Genomic DNA, 18098 nt, shown 5'->3' with positions numbered 1-18098 from the left:
GATGTGAAATTTGCGGTTTGTCTGGCGACCGAAAGACGCTAGTAGGTCACCACATAAACGGCAGACGACACACACCGACTTCGATAGACGATTGTGAACTTCGATGTAGGTCGTGCGAACAGATCGCCCACCAACTCGACAAACACGGTAATCCGCCACGAGGGGAGGTCTTACGATGGAAGTAGCAGGAGGTGATCAAATCCTCGTCTTTACCCTCCGCAGGGGGACTGATCTGCTCCAACTCATCTGCGACAACGATGAGAACGCCTACTACATACACCACCGCAGAAGCGGTGAACTGGTCACCTACGAGTGGGCAGCAGACAACCTCGGCGAGGCGACAGACGCCTACCAGAAGTATCTGGAACAACACGGAGGCAAGTTACGGGATCTTCGGGACTGACAACGGACACCCTCCGAAAGGGTAAGTATCGGGTCAGCTCCCAGCTCCGTACGGGGTGGCGGAGCATAATATCCACCCCGACCAACACTCGCAGTCTATCTGGACTAGCGATCACACCACGGGGGCGGTACGCTCATATGCGTTTGGCTCATTTGCCCCGCCCTCAATCACAAAGGTAAGAAATAACATAATTAAGGAGTTTAAGCCTATGAGAAAAAAGTTTCCTGTCTATCATTCAACGAAAGGAAATTTTGGACTTACTAGCGTTCGTATTAGCGGGATTTATTAAATGGCAAACATTGGAAACAAAAATAGAACCAAAGGAGGACAATGGACATCAACTTAGCACTTATATTCTTCATAATGACCACACTAGGGATAGCATCACTTTTATACCTGGTGATAGTTTGTGGGAGATTGAAGAACGAAATAGACTCGATGCCGAGCGACAATCCAGAGAGCTTTATGCCAACGCCAGTTACACAAGAGGCGAGAGTTACCAAAAAACAACTGGCAAGGTGGAAGTCGTATCAAAAGACCCAGGATTCTACAACTGCGTTGCCTACAGCAAAGCGATGTCGGGAATCAACAGGGTTCTCGGTGCCGGTGGTAGATATGCTATCAACTCGCAAGAACCCCAAGTGGGGAAAATTGGCTCAACAAAAGGCACACCCCACGCAGTCTACATCGAGAAAGTCGAAGGGGACAAAATAACTATCACTGAATCAAATTATTATCGTGGTCTGATTACCAGAAGAGTATTAACAAGAAGTGATTTTATCGGATTCATAATTTAGGAGGAATATGTTATCTCAAGCAGAAAAATTAGATAAAGGGATTGATGAAGCCAAAAAAGTGTAAAGATTGTGGTAGGGAATTTATCCAGTATAATTCACTTCAAAATAAATGTATTAAATGCTTGTTGAAACAAGTTAAAGAGAAAAAAGCTAAAAAAAGAGATTCTTTTAAGAAAATTATTGAGCCAGATAAGTTAAAGCGAAAAGCTGATAGATTGTTTCAAGAAGTTGGTAAAAAGAAGTTTCCGAGATCAATAATATCTGGTGAACCAACTGAAGTAATACATCACTTCGTTTACAAGTCAGGCAGCAACGCAACTAGATATGATTGGGACAATGCTATACCTTTAACAAATAGAGAACATCAAAAGATTCACGAGAACAAAAATCAAGGGACTATTGCTCTAGAAATAGTTTCAAGAAAAGGTGTTGACTGGCAAAAAAGACTGTTGGATAAAAGCAAAATTATGGTTAAGCTTACGGAAAATTATTTGGAAGAAATAATAAAAGAGTTGACAGAATAAAGGCAATAAAATAAAACTTATGGTATAATTAGTTTATATTAACAGCATCGCATTAGACGATCAAAACTATGAAAGCATTTTTATCAAGTCTAGAGTTTAGAAAACCATTGAATTTGGCGGATTTTTTAATTTAAAAGTCATTAAAAAAGGAGTAAAATGTCTAAAATTAGACCCTCAAATGGTTATGTTTTAATTGAAAGTCAAGGTAGCGAAAACAAAACCGTTTATTTTGCCCGCAGTGAAGAGGAAGGACAGGAAATCGGTAAAGTTCTAGCAGTCGGGGACAGTCCATTTAAAAACGATAATGGTGCTGTATTTGATTACTCTGAAAGTCATGTAAAAGTTGGGGATAAAGTTATTTACAAAAGATACACCGACCAAAAGGTACAATTCGAAGGCAAGGAGTATTTGATAATAAAGGTAACTGACATCATAGGAAAAGTAGCATGAGAAATAGCGTGGCAAAAAAGTTGAGGAGGATAGCATTTGAACGCTATCCATTAGTCGGTCAATCTATGCTTAGATTTGATTTATATAAAAAATTAAAGAAAACTTGGGTTCTCACCCCTAAAAACGAAAGGATTTAACAATGGCAAAGGAATTATTATTTGATTTAGAAGCTAAAAAGAAACTTTTGAATGGGATAAAAAAGGTTAGCAGAGCAGTATCATCAACACTTGGACCAAAAGGTAACAATGTTGCTATTGAAAGGAAATGGGGTTCACCATCAGTAATCCATGATGGTGTAAGTGTTGCCAAAGAGATAGATCTTGTTGACAGCTTTGAGAATATGGGAGCTCAGCTCATTAAAGAAGCGGCACAAAAAACCAACGATAAAGCTGGTGACGGTACTACTACTGCTACTATTTTAACTGATGCGATAGCGAGTGAAAGCTTAAAAGCAATTAATAGTGGTTCTAATCCTATGATGCTTAGAAAAGGAATCGAAGCGGCAACAGAAAAAGTTATAAAGATACTGGATAAAAGATCAAAAAAAATAACCAGTCCTGCTGAAATCAAGAACATCGCTACTATCTCGGCACAAAATAACGAAATTGGTGACATTATCTCTAAAGCTTTTGAGAAACTAGGGAACGAAGCGATTATAGCGGTAGAAGAAAGTCGATCGGCAAAAATATCAATCGAATTTAAAGAAGGTTACAGCTTCGACAAGGGGTATGTAGCACCTCATTTTGTAAACAGCGAAAAAACCCAAGAGGCTGTTATTGAAAATCCGTATATCTTAGTTACTGACAAAAAAATTAATTCACCGGTCGAGTTCAATCCTTTTTTAGAGAAGTTTTTTAAGACCCCGAAAAATGGAGGCTTAGTTATAATAGCAAATGAAATTTCCGGTAATCCTTTGGCTACTCTGATATTGAATAAAGTTAATAACAATTTACCGATAGTAGCTGTTGAAGCTCCGGTATATGGAGGTAACAGGGAGGAAGCTTTGCATGATATTGCAGTAGTTACAGGCGGAACTTTCGTAGCCCAAGCTTCGGAGCAATCATTAGCAGATTTAGATGATTCAGCGTTTGGCAGGGCTGAAAAGGTAATCGTATCCAAAAACTCTACAATTATTTCCGGAGGGTTTGGTGATAAAGAGAAAATCAAGGAAAGAGCTGTATTCTTGGAAGAATTAGCTGAAAAAACCGATAACGAATTTGAAGCTGAAAAAGCTATTGAGAGAAAGGCAAAATTAACTTCTGGTATGGCAGTTATTGAAGTCGGGGCTTACTCTGAAATGGAAATGAAAGAAAAGAGAGAGCGTTGTATTGATGCTGTGTCTGCTACTAAGGCAGCTATTGATGAGGGTGTTGTCCCTGGTGGTGAAACAGCTTTACTTTCTGCTTCAATGGAACTTGATATACCGGAAAATGAAGATCAGGACATAAAAAATGGTTGGCATATAGTAATTGAGGCTTGCAAATCACCATTTAAGAAGTTAATGGAAAATTCAAACTATAATGAAGGTCAAATGTTAGAAAGATTGCTTAATTCTAAAGTGGAAAACGCAGGAGTTAATGTTATTACCGGTGAAATTGAAAATATGATTAAAGCCGGTATTATTGACCCAGTAAAAGTTACAAAATCTGCACTACAGCATTCAGTTTCAACAGCAACAATGATAATGACGACCAATACTTTAATTGTAGAATCAAAAGAAAATAAAGAGGAAAATGCCACTAGATAGAGAAACAATCGACCTACTGCATCGGTATGAAAAAGAGCAAAACAGAAAAACTGGCTTTAAGGTTGTTAAGTTACCCTGTTGTAACAAATCAGTCCAAATAGACAGACCACAGGATCAGATGATACGGTGCGAAGATTGTAAAAAAACCTTCATTTTGACTTGGTCAAAAATAGGAAACCATAAAATACAGGGAGGATAGTATAGTATGGACGATTTGAGATCAATTTACATTTTGTGCCTATTCCTGTGTCTTTTAATCGGTTACGCCTGGGGGACTATAATCTCATCAAAGGTTAAAAATGAGACTAAAACTGATTCTGAAGAAAAACCCAAGAAAGCAAGTCAGGGGAACGAAACTGGACCGGTAAAGTTTTTAACTCCGGAACGTAAAAGGGTAAGAAAATTGACTGAAAGCGAAGCCAAAGTTAGGGAAATAATGGGAGATATAAGCAAAAGATGAAATGCGAAAGTTGTGGAAAGGAAGCAGTCAGAATAGTTTATAACAATGGTGTTGAGTATTGCGAAAATTGTTCAGGAATAAAAGCTTCCGGTGGTGCAAAGATAGATAGTATTTTAACCAGGCAAAGTTTAAGGGTTAGAAGCCAGAGTTATAAATTTGAAGGTGATACTTTACCTCCTCACAGATACGACAAAGCTAAAAAAAAGTGGGTGGCAAATGAGGAATTTATAAAAAACAATCCGGAAAATGTTCACAATTTTTTAGATGATGAGGAATTAAAAGAAGCAGGTTTTAACAAATTAATTAAAGGAAAGAAAAATGGAAACGAAAAAAATTGAGGATTTGAAGTTCGCGGAATATAATCCAAGGCAAATTAGCAAAGAAGAATTCAAAAAATTAGTAGAGAGTATTAAGCATTTTGGTTTTGTAGAACCGGTAGTTGTTAATAGTGATAATACTGTAATAGGAGGACACCAAAGAATAAGAGCAGCAGCTGAACTAGGGTATTCCGAAGTGCCATGTGTAATTGTTGAACTTGATAAACAGGAAGAAAAGAAACTTAATGTGGCATTGAATAAAATACAAGGTGAGTGGGATCACCAAAAGCTATCAGAATTGCTTCACTCCTTTGACGACATAAAACTGACAGGCTTTAGTGAAACAGAAATTAGCTTCATTGAGGATATTGCAGGTTTTGGGGCAGGAGGACAACTAGCCGATGAAGATTACAAGGATTTTCAGGGTGAAATTGTAGACCAGGGATTAAAGTTAACTTTTTACTACGAAGATCAAAAAGAATACGAAGAAATGCACGAGTTCTTTGGTGGCAAGTCAGACCACGATAAAAAATTATTAAAGGAGTGTGTAGATGCTTTTAAGCGACAAGAAGTACGGTAGCCCTAGGTTGAGTAACGAAATACTAGATTGCTCAATGCCTATGACTTTTGATCAGTATGGTAATTGCGGATTTTATTGTCTGTACTGCTTTTCAAGCTTTCAAAGGGATATCAGGGGCAAGGTTGGAAGTTTGAAGTATGCTAAAAGAACAGAAGTCAAAGCGGTTTCCGTTCCGGCTTTCAAGAAAATATTCTCACCGGAATACAAGGGAGTTTTCAAATATATAGTTCAAAACAGAAAACCTATGCAATGGGGGGGTCTTTCGGATCCTTTTTGCCCTTTGGAAGAAAAATTTGGAGTTGGGCTAGAAATTATGAACTTTTTAGCTGATATTCAATATCCGGTTAGCTATTCTTCAAAAGGTGATTTACTTTTAAGAGATGACAGATACTGGCAGGCGATGATGAAAAACAAGGACAATAGCCACTACAAAGCATCAATTATTACTCTAGACGAGAAAGTACACCCTATACTAGAAGCTGGAACTCCAACACCGGAAAGAAGATTTGAGGTGTTAAGAGAATTATCAAAGGCAGGGATATACACAGTTTTAAGAATGCGTCCATTTATTATTGGTATAACTGATAAAGATGCAATTAAAATGCTAGAAATGGCAAAGGAAGCAGGAGTGAAAGCGGTATCAACAGAATTCTTTTGTTTAGAACAAAGAGCAAATGGTAGAACAAGGCAAAAGTATAAAAAAATATCAGAGTTGATAGGTTTTGATGTAATGAAGTTTTACAAAAAAGTTAGTACTACAAAAGGATATTTAAGATTGAATTATAAAATTAAAGAGAAATATTTAAGACCGGTAAAAGAAAAATGTGAAGAGTTAGGATTAAAACTTCACGTTTCAGATGCTCACCATAAAGAACTAGGTTGTACCGGCTCTTGCTGTGGGCTTCCAGACGACCACAAGACGCTTTCAAATTATCAAAAGAGCCAGTTTACTAATGCGATTGTAATAGCTCGTAAAAACGGCAAAGTGAGGTTTTCAGAGATAGCAGACGAGTTTGAGTGGTTGAAAACTTTCAATTGGAATGTTGCAGTCCACGCGAAGGGAGTTGATGAGTGTAATAGAAAAAAGTGGACAATGTTTGAGTATATGAGAAACGCTTGGAACAACCCGAAGGACGGGCATAGTCCCTACCGGTATTTTGGGCATGCTTTAGTTCCAGTCGGCAAAGATGAAAACAATGACATAATTTATAAATACGCCGGTGTTTGGGATAAAGAATTGAAGTGTGGTGAAAAATGAAAATAATAATACCAAGCTACAACAGATCGGAAACTATCAGTACTCACAAATTACTTAAAGACAATACTTACACAGTAATCTTGCATGATAAAGAACAGTTTAAAAAATATGCCTTGAATGACAGTATAAAGCCTGATTCTTTTGCAATCACAGGAATTTACAATGGGATTTCCGGTCAAAGACAATGGATATTAAACAATTTGATTGAAGAAGGCGAGTGGTTTTTGACTATGGACGATAACATTAAAAGTTTTACTTCAGTTACAGGTGAATTGTACGAAAAAAGTATTTTGGATACAGAAAATGACAAGAGCTTAAAAGAAAAGTATGAAGATCAAATAAATATTGATAGATTGCTGGAAATATGCGATGAAATGATAAACATATCGGAGGAGAAAAACATTCATTACTGCGGTTTCTCAACAACCCCAAACTTTTACTTTAGGTCAAGAAAATATAGATATGTTGGATATGTAATTTCAAAGATGGCTCTAATCAAAAAGAGTTCTAAAATAAATTATGATCAGAATATTAAAGCAATGGACGACTATGCCTATACTGCCGAGAATCTACTTAAATTTGGTGCTGTTTTGATAAATAATTTTGTTCACCCTATCTCAAAACACTATCAAGAAGGAGGAATAGGGACATATGATGAGAGAGTTGAAAAGAAAATAGCGGACGCCAAGTATTTGATGTTAAAGTACCCTGGTCTTTTTCGATATAAAATAAAATCTGGTTGTCACCCAAAGGCAGAAATTCAAATAAGACAAAACAATACTAGGCAGATCAATGAGTGGAGAAGAGAGATGTTTTTGAAGGGTAAAATATGAAACCAAAGTATAGTAAAAAAGTAGTAGATGAAATATGCAAGTATATCGGGGCTGGTAATACGGCTAAGGATGCTTGTTTAATGTGCGATATCTCAGAAGAAACTTTTTACAACTGGCAACGACCAGAAGTCAAAGACAAAAAGACTGGTGAGATGATTAAAAACCCCCAATTTCACCCCGAGTTGTCTGAGTTATTAAAAAAAGCCGAGGCAAAGTTTAAGGCGACGCATATCTCAATTATCAACAGGGCTGCCTCCGGAACGAAAGGTTTAATTAAGACTGTCAAACAAAATGGTGACATCGAGGAAAAAGAGGTCTGGTTAGAAAAACCTAACTGGTTTGCCTCTGCTTGGGTTTTGGAAAGAAAATTTAAGAAAGAATATGCAGTCCGCAGAGAGATTACCGGTGAAGATGACAAACCGATTGAAGTCCTTCATATCTACAAACCGGAAAAGAAAAAGGAAGGAGAAGCATAAAAAAATGGCAACCACATCATGGACCGCAAGAGGAAGCTTTAAGTAGAAGCGAGTACGAGTTGCTTTATGGTGGAGCCAGAGGAGGGGGCAAGACCGAAGCTGGTATTGTTTGGCTGACCGACTGCGTTAACGACCCTAATTTTAGAGGGCTAGTTATCAGAAAAAATGCCGATGACCTCTCAGACTGGAAAGATAGAGCGTACAAATTTTATCGAGGACTTGGAGCTAAAATTGTCGGTAATCCTGGGGTGATAAAGTTTCCTTCCTGTGCGATCATAAGACTAGGGCATTTGAAAGACGATCAAGCGTATACGAAGTATCAAGGACACGAATATCATAGAATGCTGATTGAGGAGTTGACCCAAATACCAGATGAGAAAAGGTACGGTCAGCTGATAGCCTCTTGCCGTTCAGTTTACCCTGAATTGCGTCCACAGATATTTTCTACTACCAACCCTGGGGGTGTGGGGCATGGTTGGGTAAAAAACCGCTGGAAGCTTGACAACGTGGCAGATTGGGGAAAGCCATTTATAGCCGAAGATACCAAAAGGTATCGTATCTTTATACCGGCTAAAATTGACGACAATCCTACCCTGATGAAAAACGACCCTGACTACTTGAAAACCCTGGAAAGCTACAAAAATATTGACCCTGAATTGTACAAAGCTTGGCGTTGGGGTTCTTGGGACGTGTTTAGCGGTCAAGTATTTAGAGAGTTCCGATATGAATTACACGTCACTGACAAATTTGATTTCAATATTGATGAGTGTAAAAATATTATTGGCTTTGACTGGGGATATAATGCCCCTGGCTGTGCGATTTGGATCGCTATTGCACCAGAGAACCGCTTCGGTACAAACCACATTTACATATACCGAGAGATATATCAGAACGAGAAAACACCGGAAGATTGGGCGAAGCAAATATCAGTTTTTACCAAAAGAGAACCCACCGAATTTATGGTACTGCCCCATGACTGTTTTAACAGGGACAGGACAGGCAAAAGATCAATAGCCGACATATTTAAAGATGAAATTGGAGTGCGGATTGAATCCGGCACAACCCTTTCCAAGGGAGCTAGATTAAACCGTTTAGCTATCACTCACGATTTACTGGCTGAATCAGGTGACGGAGTACCATATCTGCGAATCCACCCGAAGTGCCAAAACTTAATTCGAACATTACCTCAACTGGTGTACGATGAAAACAAGCTTGAAGATGTCGATAGTTCCGGTGAGGATCACGCCTATGACGCTTTATCGGTTGGTTTAATGTTCATTTCAATCAGATACAAACTTAATGCCGGTGCAATTAAAAATAGAAGCCTTAAAACCGAAAAACCAAGATTGTTGATTGATCCCAAAACAGGTGAATACTACGACAAAGACTTTGTAGAGGAGTTTAAAAAGCACGCCAAGAAAAAGAAAAAGAGCTGGGTTTATAAATAAAAAAGCACGAAGAAATACGCTTCGTGACTAACTCTGCTCTAACCCTTGCAGTTGGGTAAAACTAGTTGACTTTAATATAACATAAATATTCGTAAACTGTCAAGTTTTCTCTTAAAAATTAAATTATTGTATAATATAACTATGATACCAAGCAGGTTACAATCAAATTGCGAACGTGAAATTACCGTCTGGCTTGACGAAAGAAAAGAGAACGAAAAAATACTTAAGCAGTTTAGGTGTTGCGTTTGTGGCAAAGTAGTATTCGAGTATTATGGGAAATTAAAGATGATATTACCTGGCGGACATTCTGTTTCAGAACCAAAAGTGATACAATGTAAAGGAAGGATATCGGGCAATAACCAATTTGGTCAGTGGGAAAATACTTCATGCAACACTAAATATTATATTGTTTAAACAAAGGGCTTAAAATGGATAATGATATAGGCTTCCAATCAAGAGACATTTACGAAGAACCTAGAGTTAGAAGTGATGAAGAAGTTGACCCGACTGAGGAGTTAAGATTTCCTATCAAAGATGATGACCTATTAAAAATAGTCAAGAATAAAATAGCCAGTACAGAAAATTACTATAACCAGATAAAGCTAACTGAAAGAAGAAAAGAGAACTACGACTTTTACAAAGGTATACACTTTGACGAAACTCAGTTTGAAGATTACCAAGTGCCATACAAAGATAATATTATCTGGCGAAATCTTGAAACTAGAATATCAATCGCTTCCGGAAGAATGCCTGACATTATTGTTACACCGGCTAATAAGTCAAGTAAAGCAAGAGAACTTGGCAAAGAAATAGAGAAAGCCCTAGATGCTAGGATTAACAGCGATTTTACTCAAAGATTAATTAAAGATGGTTTAAGATATAATCATCTCGACTTTATAGGAGCAATAAAAGTCCGCTGGGACGCCAACATGGGCGAAGGTGGGGATTTTAGGTTTGATTTGGTTAGACCGAAGTTTTTAGGTGTTGATCCCTACGCGACAATATCTCACGATGGATTTACTGCTGACAACTTTAATTATATATACGAATACATCGAAGAACCGGCAAGGCTGGTTTTAGCCAAGTTCCCAAAGAAAAGAAGAGAATTACTAGAAATGCTTAACCTTGACGAGGATAGCAAAAGCCTTGATTCATCTTTAATTAAATATTTAGAATTTTGGTTTACTTATTATGATGATAAAGGAATAAAAAAGGAAGCGGTGGCTTCAATTTATAAAAACATTGTACTTGATGTTAATGACAATCCTTATTGGGATTGGGAAGGAATAGATAAGGTTTCCGAGAATCTAAATCAAAATGGTGAGTATGATGTTACTCGATACTTTCAAAATTATTTTCAACAACCAAGAAAACCCTACATTATTTTATCTCACCAAAATATCGGTGAAGGTCCAATAGATACGACAACTCCGGTTGAACAGGCTATCGGGCTACAAAAGATAATAAACAAACGAGGAAGGCAAATAACCGAGATTTCCGATAGATCAGTGCCAAAGTTGGTATTTTCTACTCAATATATTAAACAAAGCGATATTGAATTAATATCACAAGATCCGACAGAACATATCGCTCTTGACGCTACTAGAGTAAACGAAGCTTTCGGAATCATACCGGCAACACCTCCCAACCCAATACTTTACAATGACCTTGTTGCAAATAGGGCTGAAGTTGATAGCATGTTCGCTACCCATGGTACTACCAGAGGCGAAGTACAGAGTAACGAAAGTGGTATCTCCAAGCAGATTACCAGAGAAGGCGATCTGACAATAGCTGATGATATTGTAAATATTGTAGTTGAAAGAGTTGTCTACGAAATGTCGTCTTGGGCGTTACAAATGATGAAATTATTTTATGACAAAGAACACTATGTCCGAAATGTTGGCAAAGATGGTGAGATTATAGAGGTAGAATTAAGCCAAGATAAAATCGAAGATGGAATAGAGGTTTCAGTTAAATCATCATCAACAGAGAAAGCCGAAAGAAAAGGACAAGCATTAGAGATGGCTGGTATGAAGTTAATTGACCCCTTAACGCTATTTGAGGACTTAGATGCCCCCAACCCTAGGGAGCGTACCGAAAGGTTGATGACTTTCCTTTTGGGCGAAACTGACGGCTTTGCGACCTATATGTCATCAGTTGGTATTGACATGGAAAAAATTACAGGCAAAAAAGAAACCGGAAATACAGCCGGAGGCGGAGCTGAAAAAGCTCAAGCTGACATTGAGGCGATACTATCAGGTGAAGAAGTAGAAGTTTCGGGTGTTCCAGACGAAGAATATTTAACGGCTATTCAGGCTTTTATACAGAGTCCAGAGTTTGAAAATGCTGACGAAGAATCGAAACAGAGATTAATAGCTCACATACAGAAATTAAAAGCAGGATTAGACCAAATTGAACAACCTCCTCAAGAAGGTGGAGAAAATGTTAATATCTGATGAAGAAAGAGAGCGGTTTTTTAACTCTCTTAAAAAGCTACCGGAAAAGATAATTCCGAGATATTACGAAAATGCTGACAACGCTAGAAAATTCTATTCTGGTGCCGGAAAGATCTTAACTGATGTATTAAGAGCAGCTCCAAGAGCCGGTGCTCAAATAGCTTTAACAGCAACGGGACAAAAAGAATTTCAGCCAGGGGAATTTAAATACAAGTATTCACCTATTGAAGATTTTCTTTTCGGCAAAGAAAAAATCACTGATTTACAAACTCGGTTTAAAGGAAACAAGGAATTTGCCGAAGGTATGGGGTTGGGTAAAGCTAGTGTTCCCTTGGCTGGAATTGGCACAGCTGTTGCCCTTGGAATGGATTTAACCCCTGTTAACCCCAGTGGTGGGGGAAGAAAGGTAGCACAAGAGGCAGTCGAAAGTGCTGGTAAAAGGGCATTGAAAAAGGGAGCTTCAAAGATAAAGGTTAATTACTACGATCAGGCAAAAAGGGAATTAGCCGATTTAGTTAAATCTCAAAAGAGTGCGATAGAAAGAGCGACTAGGAATGGTATTGAAAATAGTGTACTCCAAGTAATTGACAACAAGACCGGTGAGATGATTTACAAAGTCATACCAAAAGGCGATTTGCATAAATTTAAAATAATAGACAAAGACAATTTTTTTAGTAAAGTTGGAAGCAAGAGTTATCATTTGACAGCTAAAACTCCAGCTGAAATGGAAGCCAAGGGATTTGTAAATGCAGGAGTAGCTACTGCTAAAGAGATACCAAACATACCCAAGTGGATAAAGGACGAGTACGGAAAGTTTGCTGGGAGTAAATCAACAAAAAAAATTGATCCTCTTATACCGGAATCTACACAAGTGACCGACGCTCTAAAGAATGAAGCAAGGAAATTTTATCATGGCACAAATTTTTCAGATAATATAAAAAAAGAAGGTTTTAAGATTAAAAATCCTATTCATGGTAAGCAGATTATGGGAGAGGGTATTTATCTAACACCAACTAAAGAAGAAGCTAGAAACTTTGGTAAAGAGGTTCTAGAAACTGTGGTTAATCCAAGAGTCAAAATTATGGACGTGGACCCTGCAACGCATTGGAAACTAATGCTGGAAGCAAATAAAAAATATCCAAATATTGATACTGAAAAAGCAATTACAAAATTGGTTCAAGAAAAAGGATATGGTGGTATCAAGATGATAAAAGCTGGTAATAAAGGGGAAACCTATATCTCGATTTTTAACCCCAAAGATATTTGGATTAAATAGTTTTTATTATATGCTGTTTATTTGATATAATATAATCATGGCGAAGGAAAAAGAGGAAAAACCAATAGTAGCAGAAGAATCTTTACCGAAGATTTATCTCACCGATAAGGATTTAGCAGACATCAGAAATTGGAAGGTTGGCGGAAAGTATAGAATTTCAATGGATGTTGAGCAAGTTTCTCAATCAATAGGTGATGAAATGTTACTTGAAGCCGAAGGCAAAAGAGGAAAACCAAAAGTATCTGCTAGTTTTGTGATAAAGTCAATAAAAGCAAATTCAAAGGATAAGCCAAAGGAGAGGGTAAAGGATAATATTCTCAAAGGGATACTAGAAGAAAAAAGTAAAAAATACTAATATTTGAAAGGAGCATTTAAAATGCCAGACAAAAATGACAATATGGGTGGTGTTAAAATTGAGGGCGACCCAAAGGAACTAGAAAAAAATGCCGAAGCCGGTGGTACTGATAATAATGGAGAAGGAAAGCAGACAAAGACCCTAGATGATGTTTTAGGTGTACTTGAGGGTATTGGTAGTTCGATAAACAACCTAGGTGAGAGAGTGGGAAAAATTGAAACCGGTTTTACTGAAAAAGCCGATGAGCAGACAGATGAAGTAAAAACGGAAGAAGAAAAGAAGCCTGAAGGCTGGAAGCCTAAAACTTGGGACGATATACCGGCTGTTGCTGAAGAAAAAGCTAAAAAGGTTTACGAAGAAGAAGAAGCTAGAAAGCAGAAAGAAATTGAAGAATTTGAAAAGAAAAAGAAGGAAATAGATGCCGAATATGAGAAGCAATTAGAAGAAGCTGAAAAGGAAAGTCTTATTCCGAAAATTGAAAATATGGAGAATCCAGATGACCCAGGTAGAAAAGCCAGAAGGGAAATTGTCGGCATGGCAATTAAGTCAAAGACATTTGATCTTAAAAGTATGTCTGAAATTTGGAAGAATCTAGCCGACCAAGGAATTCACTTTGACCTAAAAACCGGTAAATATCTGAAAACTGCCAGAACAAATGACGGCAGGAACGTTCCGGTCGGATCATCAAGTTCACACACTCCAGTAGGAAGTGGTTCAAAAACAGATTATAAAGAAATACACGCCGCTAAATCACTTCACGACTTAGTAGATACATACTGATACTTGACAGCTGAAATCTAATAAAGATATAATATAATTAGAACGCTAAAAGCAGTCCTGGCTTTTAGCATTTTTATTAATAAATAAGGAAGGTCACTATGACATTTTCAGAGAGAGTACTTGCGTTGACGCAGGATAAACTCATCCCAAAGGTTGTGGACAACGTTTTGAATAGCAACGTTGCGGTTTTACGTTTAATGGGTAATGCCAAAAAAGGTGTTGGAGAAGCAATCAAAAAAGCAATCAAAGTCAAGAGCAGCGGTTCGGCTGTTTCATTTTCCGGTCTTGATACTTTCTCGGCTTCACCGCTAGATACCAAGGTCAGACTTTCCTACGACATGAGAGCTAACCGAATTCCGGTTGCTGTCAGTGGTATGGAAGCAGTTGCAAATGGTGTGGCTGAAACACAGGTAACTGATATGGTTATTAACTCACTTGAAGAATCACAACAGGAATTGGTAGATTTTGTCGGGGATCAGGTTTATGGCGATGGTACAGGAAATAGCAATAAAGACTTCATTGGTCTTGGGGCTATCGTTGATGACGGTACTGATGTTGCAACAATCGGTGGACAATCAAGAACAACCTATCCAGTTTTAGCTGCTACCAGAACTGCTTCCGGTGGCACTCTTGATCTTGATAAATTGGCAACGCTTTATTCCGCGATTTCTTCTGGTGGTATGCAGTCAAGCCCGACACTTTCATTGGTTACAGAAACAATCTTTGATCTTTATGAAAGCCTATTAACTCCGACAGTCAGGGAAACTTATGCAGCTGAAGGTTACTACAGCGTAGGTAAAGAAGGAAAGGCTACAAGAGTAGCAGCTTTATCAGGACGAGCTGGTTTCGATGCCCTTTCATATCGTGGCGTTCCTATGGTTAGAGATGAAAAATGTACTTCACAGACTTTATGGATGATAAACGAAAATAGGGTTGATTGGTACGGTTGGGATGCAACTGGAATTATGCCAGGATTCAAAAAAGTTTCACTCGGTCAAAAAACTATTGAAGGTGTTTACAACGACGCTCCAATGAGTGAGTTCACAGGGTTTAACTGGTCAGGATATATTAAGCCTTCAAATCAGTTCGCAATGGTTGGTGAGATCGTACTGCTTGGAAATATGACCAGCTTTGAACCACGCAGACATGGAAGATTAACCGGAATTACTGGAGTTTAATAAAATAATTTAAATAACAAAGGAAAGGTCATTATGAAAATTGAGAGTATGGCACAGGTACTCGACTTCAATCCTTACGAGATAAGGACTGATGACGGACCAACGCACAATATTGGAGAGAAGGTTATCGCTGCTGACAGAATCTTCCGCTATGCGGTAGCTGGTGAGGCTTTAGCGGCAGGGTATATGACGACTGAGCCAACAGGGAATACCAATTTATCAACCATGGCAGTAATCTCTGGAGCTGCTGGAGCAAAAGAAATCAACTTTACCAACGCTGCTACTACTACAACTGCCGGTTATTATGACGAAGGTTATGTCTGCGTTTCCTATGGCACTGGTATTGGTCAGACATATAAAATCAGGAAAATGCCAGCATTGGTTAGTGGGGCTTCAAGTTATGTTTATTTGAACGAACCGATCAAAGTTGCCCTTGACACTACTTCCAAGATCGATATCGTCGCTAATCCTTGGAATAGAGTACTTCATACTGCAACTGCTACTTTGCAGCCGACTGGTGTACCGCTAGTAGCTGTTACAGCAGCTGGTGATTATGCTTGGGTTCAAACAAGAGGTGTATGTGCAGTATTTTCTGATGGTACGATTGCTGCTGGTACAAAAGCTGAAAGTGATGGTTCTGTTGCCGGTGCTATCGATGTGGTTGTTGAAGCAGACTTTGTGGTTAATCCGCAGGTTGGTAATGCTTACCACATTGCTGGTGCACAGAATTATGCTCACCCAGTATTCTTGACTATCGACTGATAAAAAATATTAAGTAGCACATTGACGAGTTAATTCAGGATGTGCAAATAGAAGCCCGATTGCTCTATTTGCGTCGGGCTTCATTAAGAAGAAAGGATTATTGTGGTGGAAGAAAAGAAAGTAGAAAAAAAGAAGGTAGAGGTTGTTTGTTCATCTTGTAAGGGTTCTGGTTGGGAAGTTAGAGGAGAAATAATTTGTAAAAAGTGCAAAGGCACAGGAAGGAATTAAATGGGAAAAGCAAAAGATTACATTCCGGCTTTAAAGTTTGGACACAAAATTATGCCTGAGGATATTGCAGGTATGCTAGGGCTTCCTCATGTAGGAAACATTTATTACGTTGACCCAACAAATGGTAATGACACATCTAATAGTGGTACTTCCCAGGGAGATGCCTTAAAGACTATTACAGCGGCTTACGCTAAAACCACCAACTACAATCACGATGTAATTGTTTTGGTTCCTGGTGGAACGGCAGGAACTGCTGAAACTGCCGGTATTACTTGGAGCAAACACTATGTTCACTTGATAGGTAATACTGCCCCTTCAAACATCAGTCCAAGGTCAAGAGTTGTATTCACAACTGATGCTACTGACCCGTGTTTGACAATTTCTGGAAATGGTAATATATTCTGTAATATTCAGATTGCTACTTATCAGGATTCGAACGATGTCTTAGTGAGTTTGACTGGCGACAGAAACGTCTTTAGAAACGTTCACTTCGCTGGTATCGGTTCAGCGACTTGCGGTGACGATGCTACCGCCAGATGTATTAGTATGAGCGGAGCAGAGGAGAATCTCTTCGAGGATTGTACAATAGGTCTTGACACTATCGCTAGATCAACTTCAAATGCATTGGTTGAATTAGCCTCGGCTTCAACCAGAAATGTATTCAGGGATTGTAAGTTCCTGTCATACGCCGACAATGCCGGAGCTTTGTTTGTAAAAGCCGCTTCAGCTGCAGATGTTGATAGATTCGTAATGTTTGAAAGATGTTTATTCCACAATGCTATTAACTCGGCTGCTACAACGATGACAGTTGCTATGGATCTTCATGCTTCGCTTGGTGGTTCGGTGATACTCTATGATTCATGGTTGTTTGGTGCTACTGATTGGGCTGACGACTTCACAAATGTTGAGGTCGCTGGTGGTGGTCAAGCAACTGGCAATACCGCTGGATTAATGGTTGCTGCTGCCTAGTGTTGACAAAGTATTTTTAGGTTGGGATAATATAATTGTTGTTCCCCTCAACAATGTACGGGAAAAAGCAGGTTACACCTCCGCCTGCTTTTTTCTTTTATCTATTGTTGACAACTAATTTTATATGATATAATTGAAAAAAGGAGCTTTATTATGACTATGTTTTCAGATTCTATGGATCGTGATGCTAATCGCAATGTGCTTACCGGTGATTATCCTTTCAGGACTAAAAAAACTATAACCTTTGCTGGTGGAACTACTGATGCTTGGGGAGATGATGGCGGTGCTTTAGATGGTGCGGCTATTTTTACTGTTACTGGTGTTGTCCAAATAAAACTTATAGGTGAATGTACGACTAATTTAACCGGTGATACAGCTACTGTTGAGGTTGGTATTACAGGTGCTACCGCTATTTTTATGGCACAATCTACAGCTACAGATATTGATGCTGGTGATATTTGGATAAACGATACTACTCCGGCAACATATTTCATTGTAGGTGAAGAACAGGCTGCTGCCGATAATCTTCCAGAGTATATTCTTAATGGTAATGACATTATTTTAACAGTAACAACTGCTAATGTTACAGCTGGTGTAATTGACTTTTTTGCCTTGTGGAAGCCGATATCTGATGACGGTTCGGTTGTAGCCTCAACAAATTAGAAATAAATAACTAAATAGAAAAGGAGCATTTAAAATGCCAACGCCAAACAAAGAGGATATTATCCTCGTGCAGAACATTGATCTAGATTGCGATTACTATGACACAGAGAACAACTACTCCCATAGTGACTATTTTGA

Annotated in this window: 21 protein-coding genes; all 21 read left to right on the top strand. The window is 38.4% G+C overall.

What is annotated here, in order from left to right:
- The first annotated feature begins 175 nt into the window (after positions 1-175).
- The 21 genes from PHC29_08480 (at position 176) to PHC29_08380 (ending at position 17960) form a co-directional block, all read left to right on the top strand.
- Entirely contained in the window at positions 176-403 is a 228-nt protein-coding gene (locus tag PHC29_08480; GenBank protein ID MDD5109513.1) for a hypothetical protein, read from the top strand.
- Positions 404-702: 299 nt separating this feature from the next.
- Positions 703-1200 (top strand): hypothetical protein, encoded by a 498-nt coding sequence (locus PHC29_08475; GenBank protein MDD5109512.1) that lies wholly within the window; start codon positions 703-705, stop codon positions 1198-1200.
- 44 nt (positions 1201-1244) lie between these two features.
- Positions 1245-1724, top strand: a complete 480-nt coding sequence (locus PHC29_08470) for a hypothetical protein (GenBank protein MDD5109511.1) — start codon at positions 1245-1247, stop codon at positions 1722-1724.
- A gap of 156 nt (positions 1725-1880) precedes the next feature.
- On the top strand, positions 1881-2174 hold the full coding sequence (locus PHC29_08465; GenBank protein MDD5109510.1) for a hypothetical protein: 294 nt from the start codon (positions 1881-1883) through the stop codon (positions 2172-2174).
- Positions 2175-2313: 139 nt separating this feature from the next.
- A complete protein-coding gene (locus PHC29_08460) occupies positions 2314-3921 on the top strand; it encodes a molecular chaperone GroEL (protein ID MDD5109509.1) in 1608 nt (535 codons plus the stop codon).
- Between the two features lie 205 nt (positions 3922-4126).
- Positions 4127-4381 carry a hypothetical protein gene (locus PHC29_08455; GenBank protein MDD5109508.1) on the top strand — a complete coding sequence of 85 codons (255 nt, stop codon included), beginning with the start codon at positions 4127-4129 and terminating at the stop codon, positions 4379-4381.
- The gene (locus PHC29_08450; GenBank protein ID MDD5109507.1) at positions 4378-4719 is read left to right on the top strand and encodes a hypothetical protein; all 342 of its coding nucleotides are present in this window, start codon (positions 4378-4380) and stop codon (positions 4717-4719) included. The genes PHC29_08455 and PHC29_08450 overlap by 4 nt, the downstream gene beginning before the upstream one ends.
- Complete coding sequence (locus PHC29_08445; protein ID MDD5109506.1) at positions 4700-5278, top strand: ParB N-terminal domain-containing protein; 579 nt, start codon at positions 4700-4702, stop codon at positions 5276-5278. The genes PHC29_08450 and PHC29_08445 overlap by 20 nt, the downstream gene beginning before the upstream one ends.
- Positions 5250-6536 (top strand): radical SAM protein, encoded by a 1287-nt coding sequence (locus PHC29_08440; protein MDD5109505.1) that lies wholly within the window; start codon positions 5250-5252, stop codon positions 6534-6536. The genes PHC29_08445 and PHC29_08440 overlap by 29 nt, the downstream gene beginning before the upstream one ends.
- Positions 6533-7369 carry a hypothetical protein gene (locus PHC29_08435; protein ID MDD5109504.1) on the top strand — a complete coding sequence of 279 codons (837 nt, stop codon included), beginning with the start codon at positions 6533-6535 and terminating at the stop codon, positions 7367-7369. Before PHC29_08440 ends, PHC29_08435 begins: the two co-directional genes overlap by 4 nt.
- The gene (locus tag PHC29_08430; protein MDD5109503.1) at positions 7366-7845 is read left to right on the top strand and encodes a hypothetical protein; all 480 of its coding nucleotides are present in this window, start codon (positions 7366-7368) and stop codon (positions 7843-7845) included. Before PHC29_08435 ends, PHC29_08430 begins: the two co-directional genes overlap by 4 nt.
- A 59-nt stretch (positions 7846-7904) precedes the next feature.
- Positions 7905-9293, top strand: coding sequence for a phage terminase large subunit (locus tag PHC29_08425; protein MDD5109502.1), 1389 nt, complete (start codon positions 7905-7907; stop codon positions 9291-9293).
- Positions 9294-9721: 428 nt separating this feature from the next.
- Positions 9722-11749, top strand: a complete 2028-nt coding sequence (locus tag PHC29_08420) for a hypothetical protein (GenBank protein ID MDD5109501.1) — start codon at positions 9722-9724, stop codon at positions 11747-11749.
- On the top strand, positions 11736-13025 hold the full coding sequence (locus tag PHC29_08415; GenBank protein MDD5109500.1) for a hypothetical protein: 1290 nt from the start codon (positions 11736-11738) through the stop codon (positions 13023-13025). The genes PHC29_08420 and PHC29_08415 overlap by 14 nt, the downstream gene beginning before the upstream one ends.
- Before the next feature lie 37 nt (positions 13026-13062).
- Positions 13063-13380, top strand: a complete 318-nt coding sequence (locus tag PHC29_08410) for a hypothetical protein (GenBank protein MDD5109499.1) — start codon at positions 13063-13065, stop codon at positions 13378-13380.
- A 21-nt stretch (positions 13381-13401) separates the two neighbouring features.
- Positions 13402-14160 (top strand): hypothetical protein, encoded by a 759-nt coding sequence (locus PHC29_08405; protein ID MDD5109498.1) that lies wholly within the window; start codon positions 13402-13404, stop codon positions 14158-14160.
- A gap of 98 nt (positions 14161-14258) precedes the next feature.
- Positions 14259-15338, top strand: coding sequence for a phage major capsid protein (locus PHC29_08400; protein MDD5109497.1), 1080 nt, complete (start codon positions 14259-14261; stop codon positions 15336-15338).
- A gap of 33 nt (positions 15339-15371) precedes the next feature.
- Entirely contained in the window at positions 15372-16100 is a 729-nt protein-coding gene (locus PHC29_08395; GenBank protein ID MDD5109496.1) for a hypothetical protein, read from the top strand.
- Between the two features lie 105 nt (positions 16101-16205).
- Positions 16206-16328, top strand: a complete 123-nt coding sequence (locus tag PHC29_08390) for a hypothetical protein (protein MDD5109495.1) — start codon at positions 16206-16208, stop codon at positions 16326-16328.
- Positions 16329-17297: a hypothetical protein gene (locus tag PHC29_08385; GenBank protein ID MDD5109494.1), complete on the top strand. Its 969-nt coding sequence runs from the start codon at positions 16329-16331 to the stop codon at positions 17295-17297.
- Between the two features lie 159 nt (positions 17298-17456).
- A complete protein-coding gene (locus tag PHC29_08380; GenBank protein MDD5109493.1) occupies positions 17457-17960 on the top strand; it encodes a hypothetical protein in 504 nt (167 codons plus the stop codon).
- The last annotated feature ends 138 nt before the right edge of the window (positions 17961-18098 follow it).

The organism is Candidatus Omnitrophota bacterium (assembly GCA_028712255.1).
Taxonomy (GTDB): domain Bacteria; phylum Omnitrophota; class Gorgyraeia; order Gygaellales; family Profunditerraquicolaceae; genus UBA6249.
This window is presented reverse-complemented; position numbering and strand designations above follow the sequence as displayed.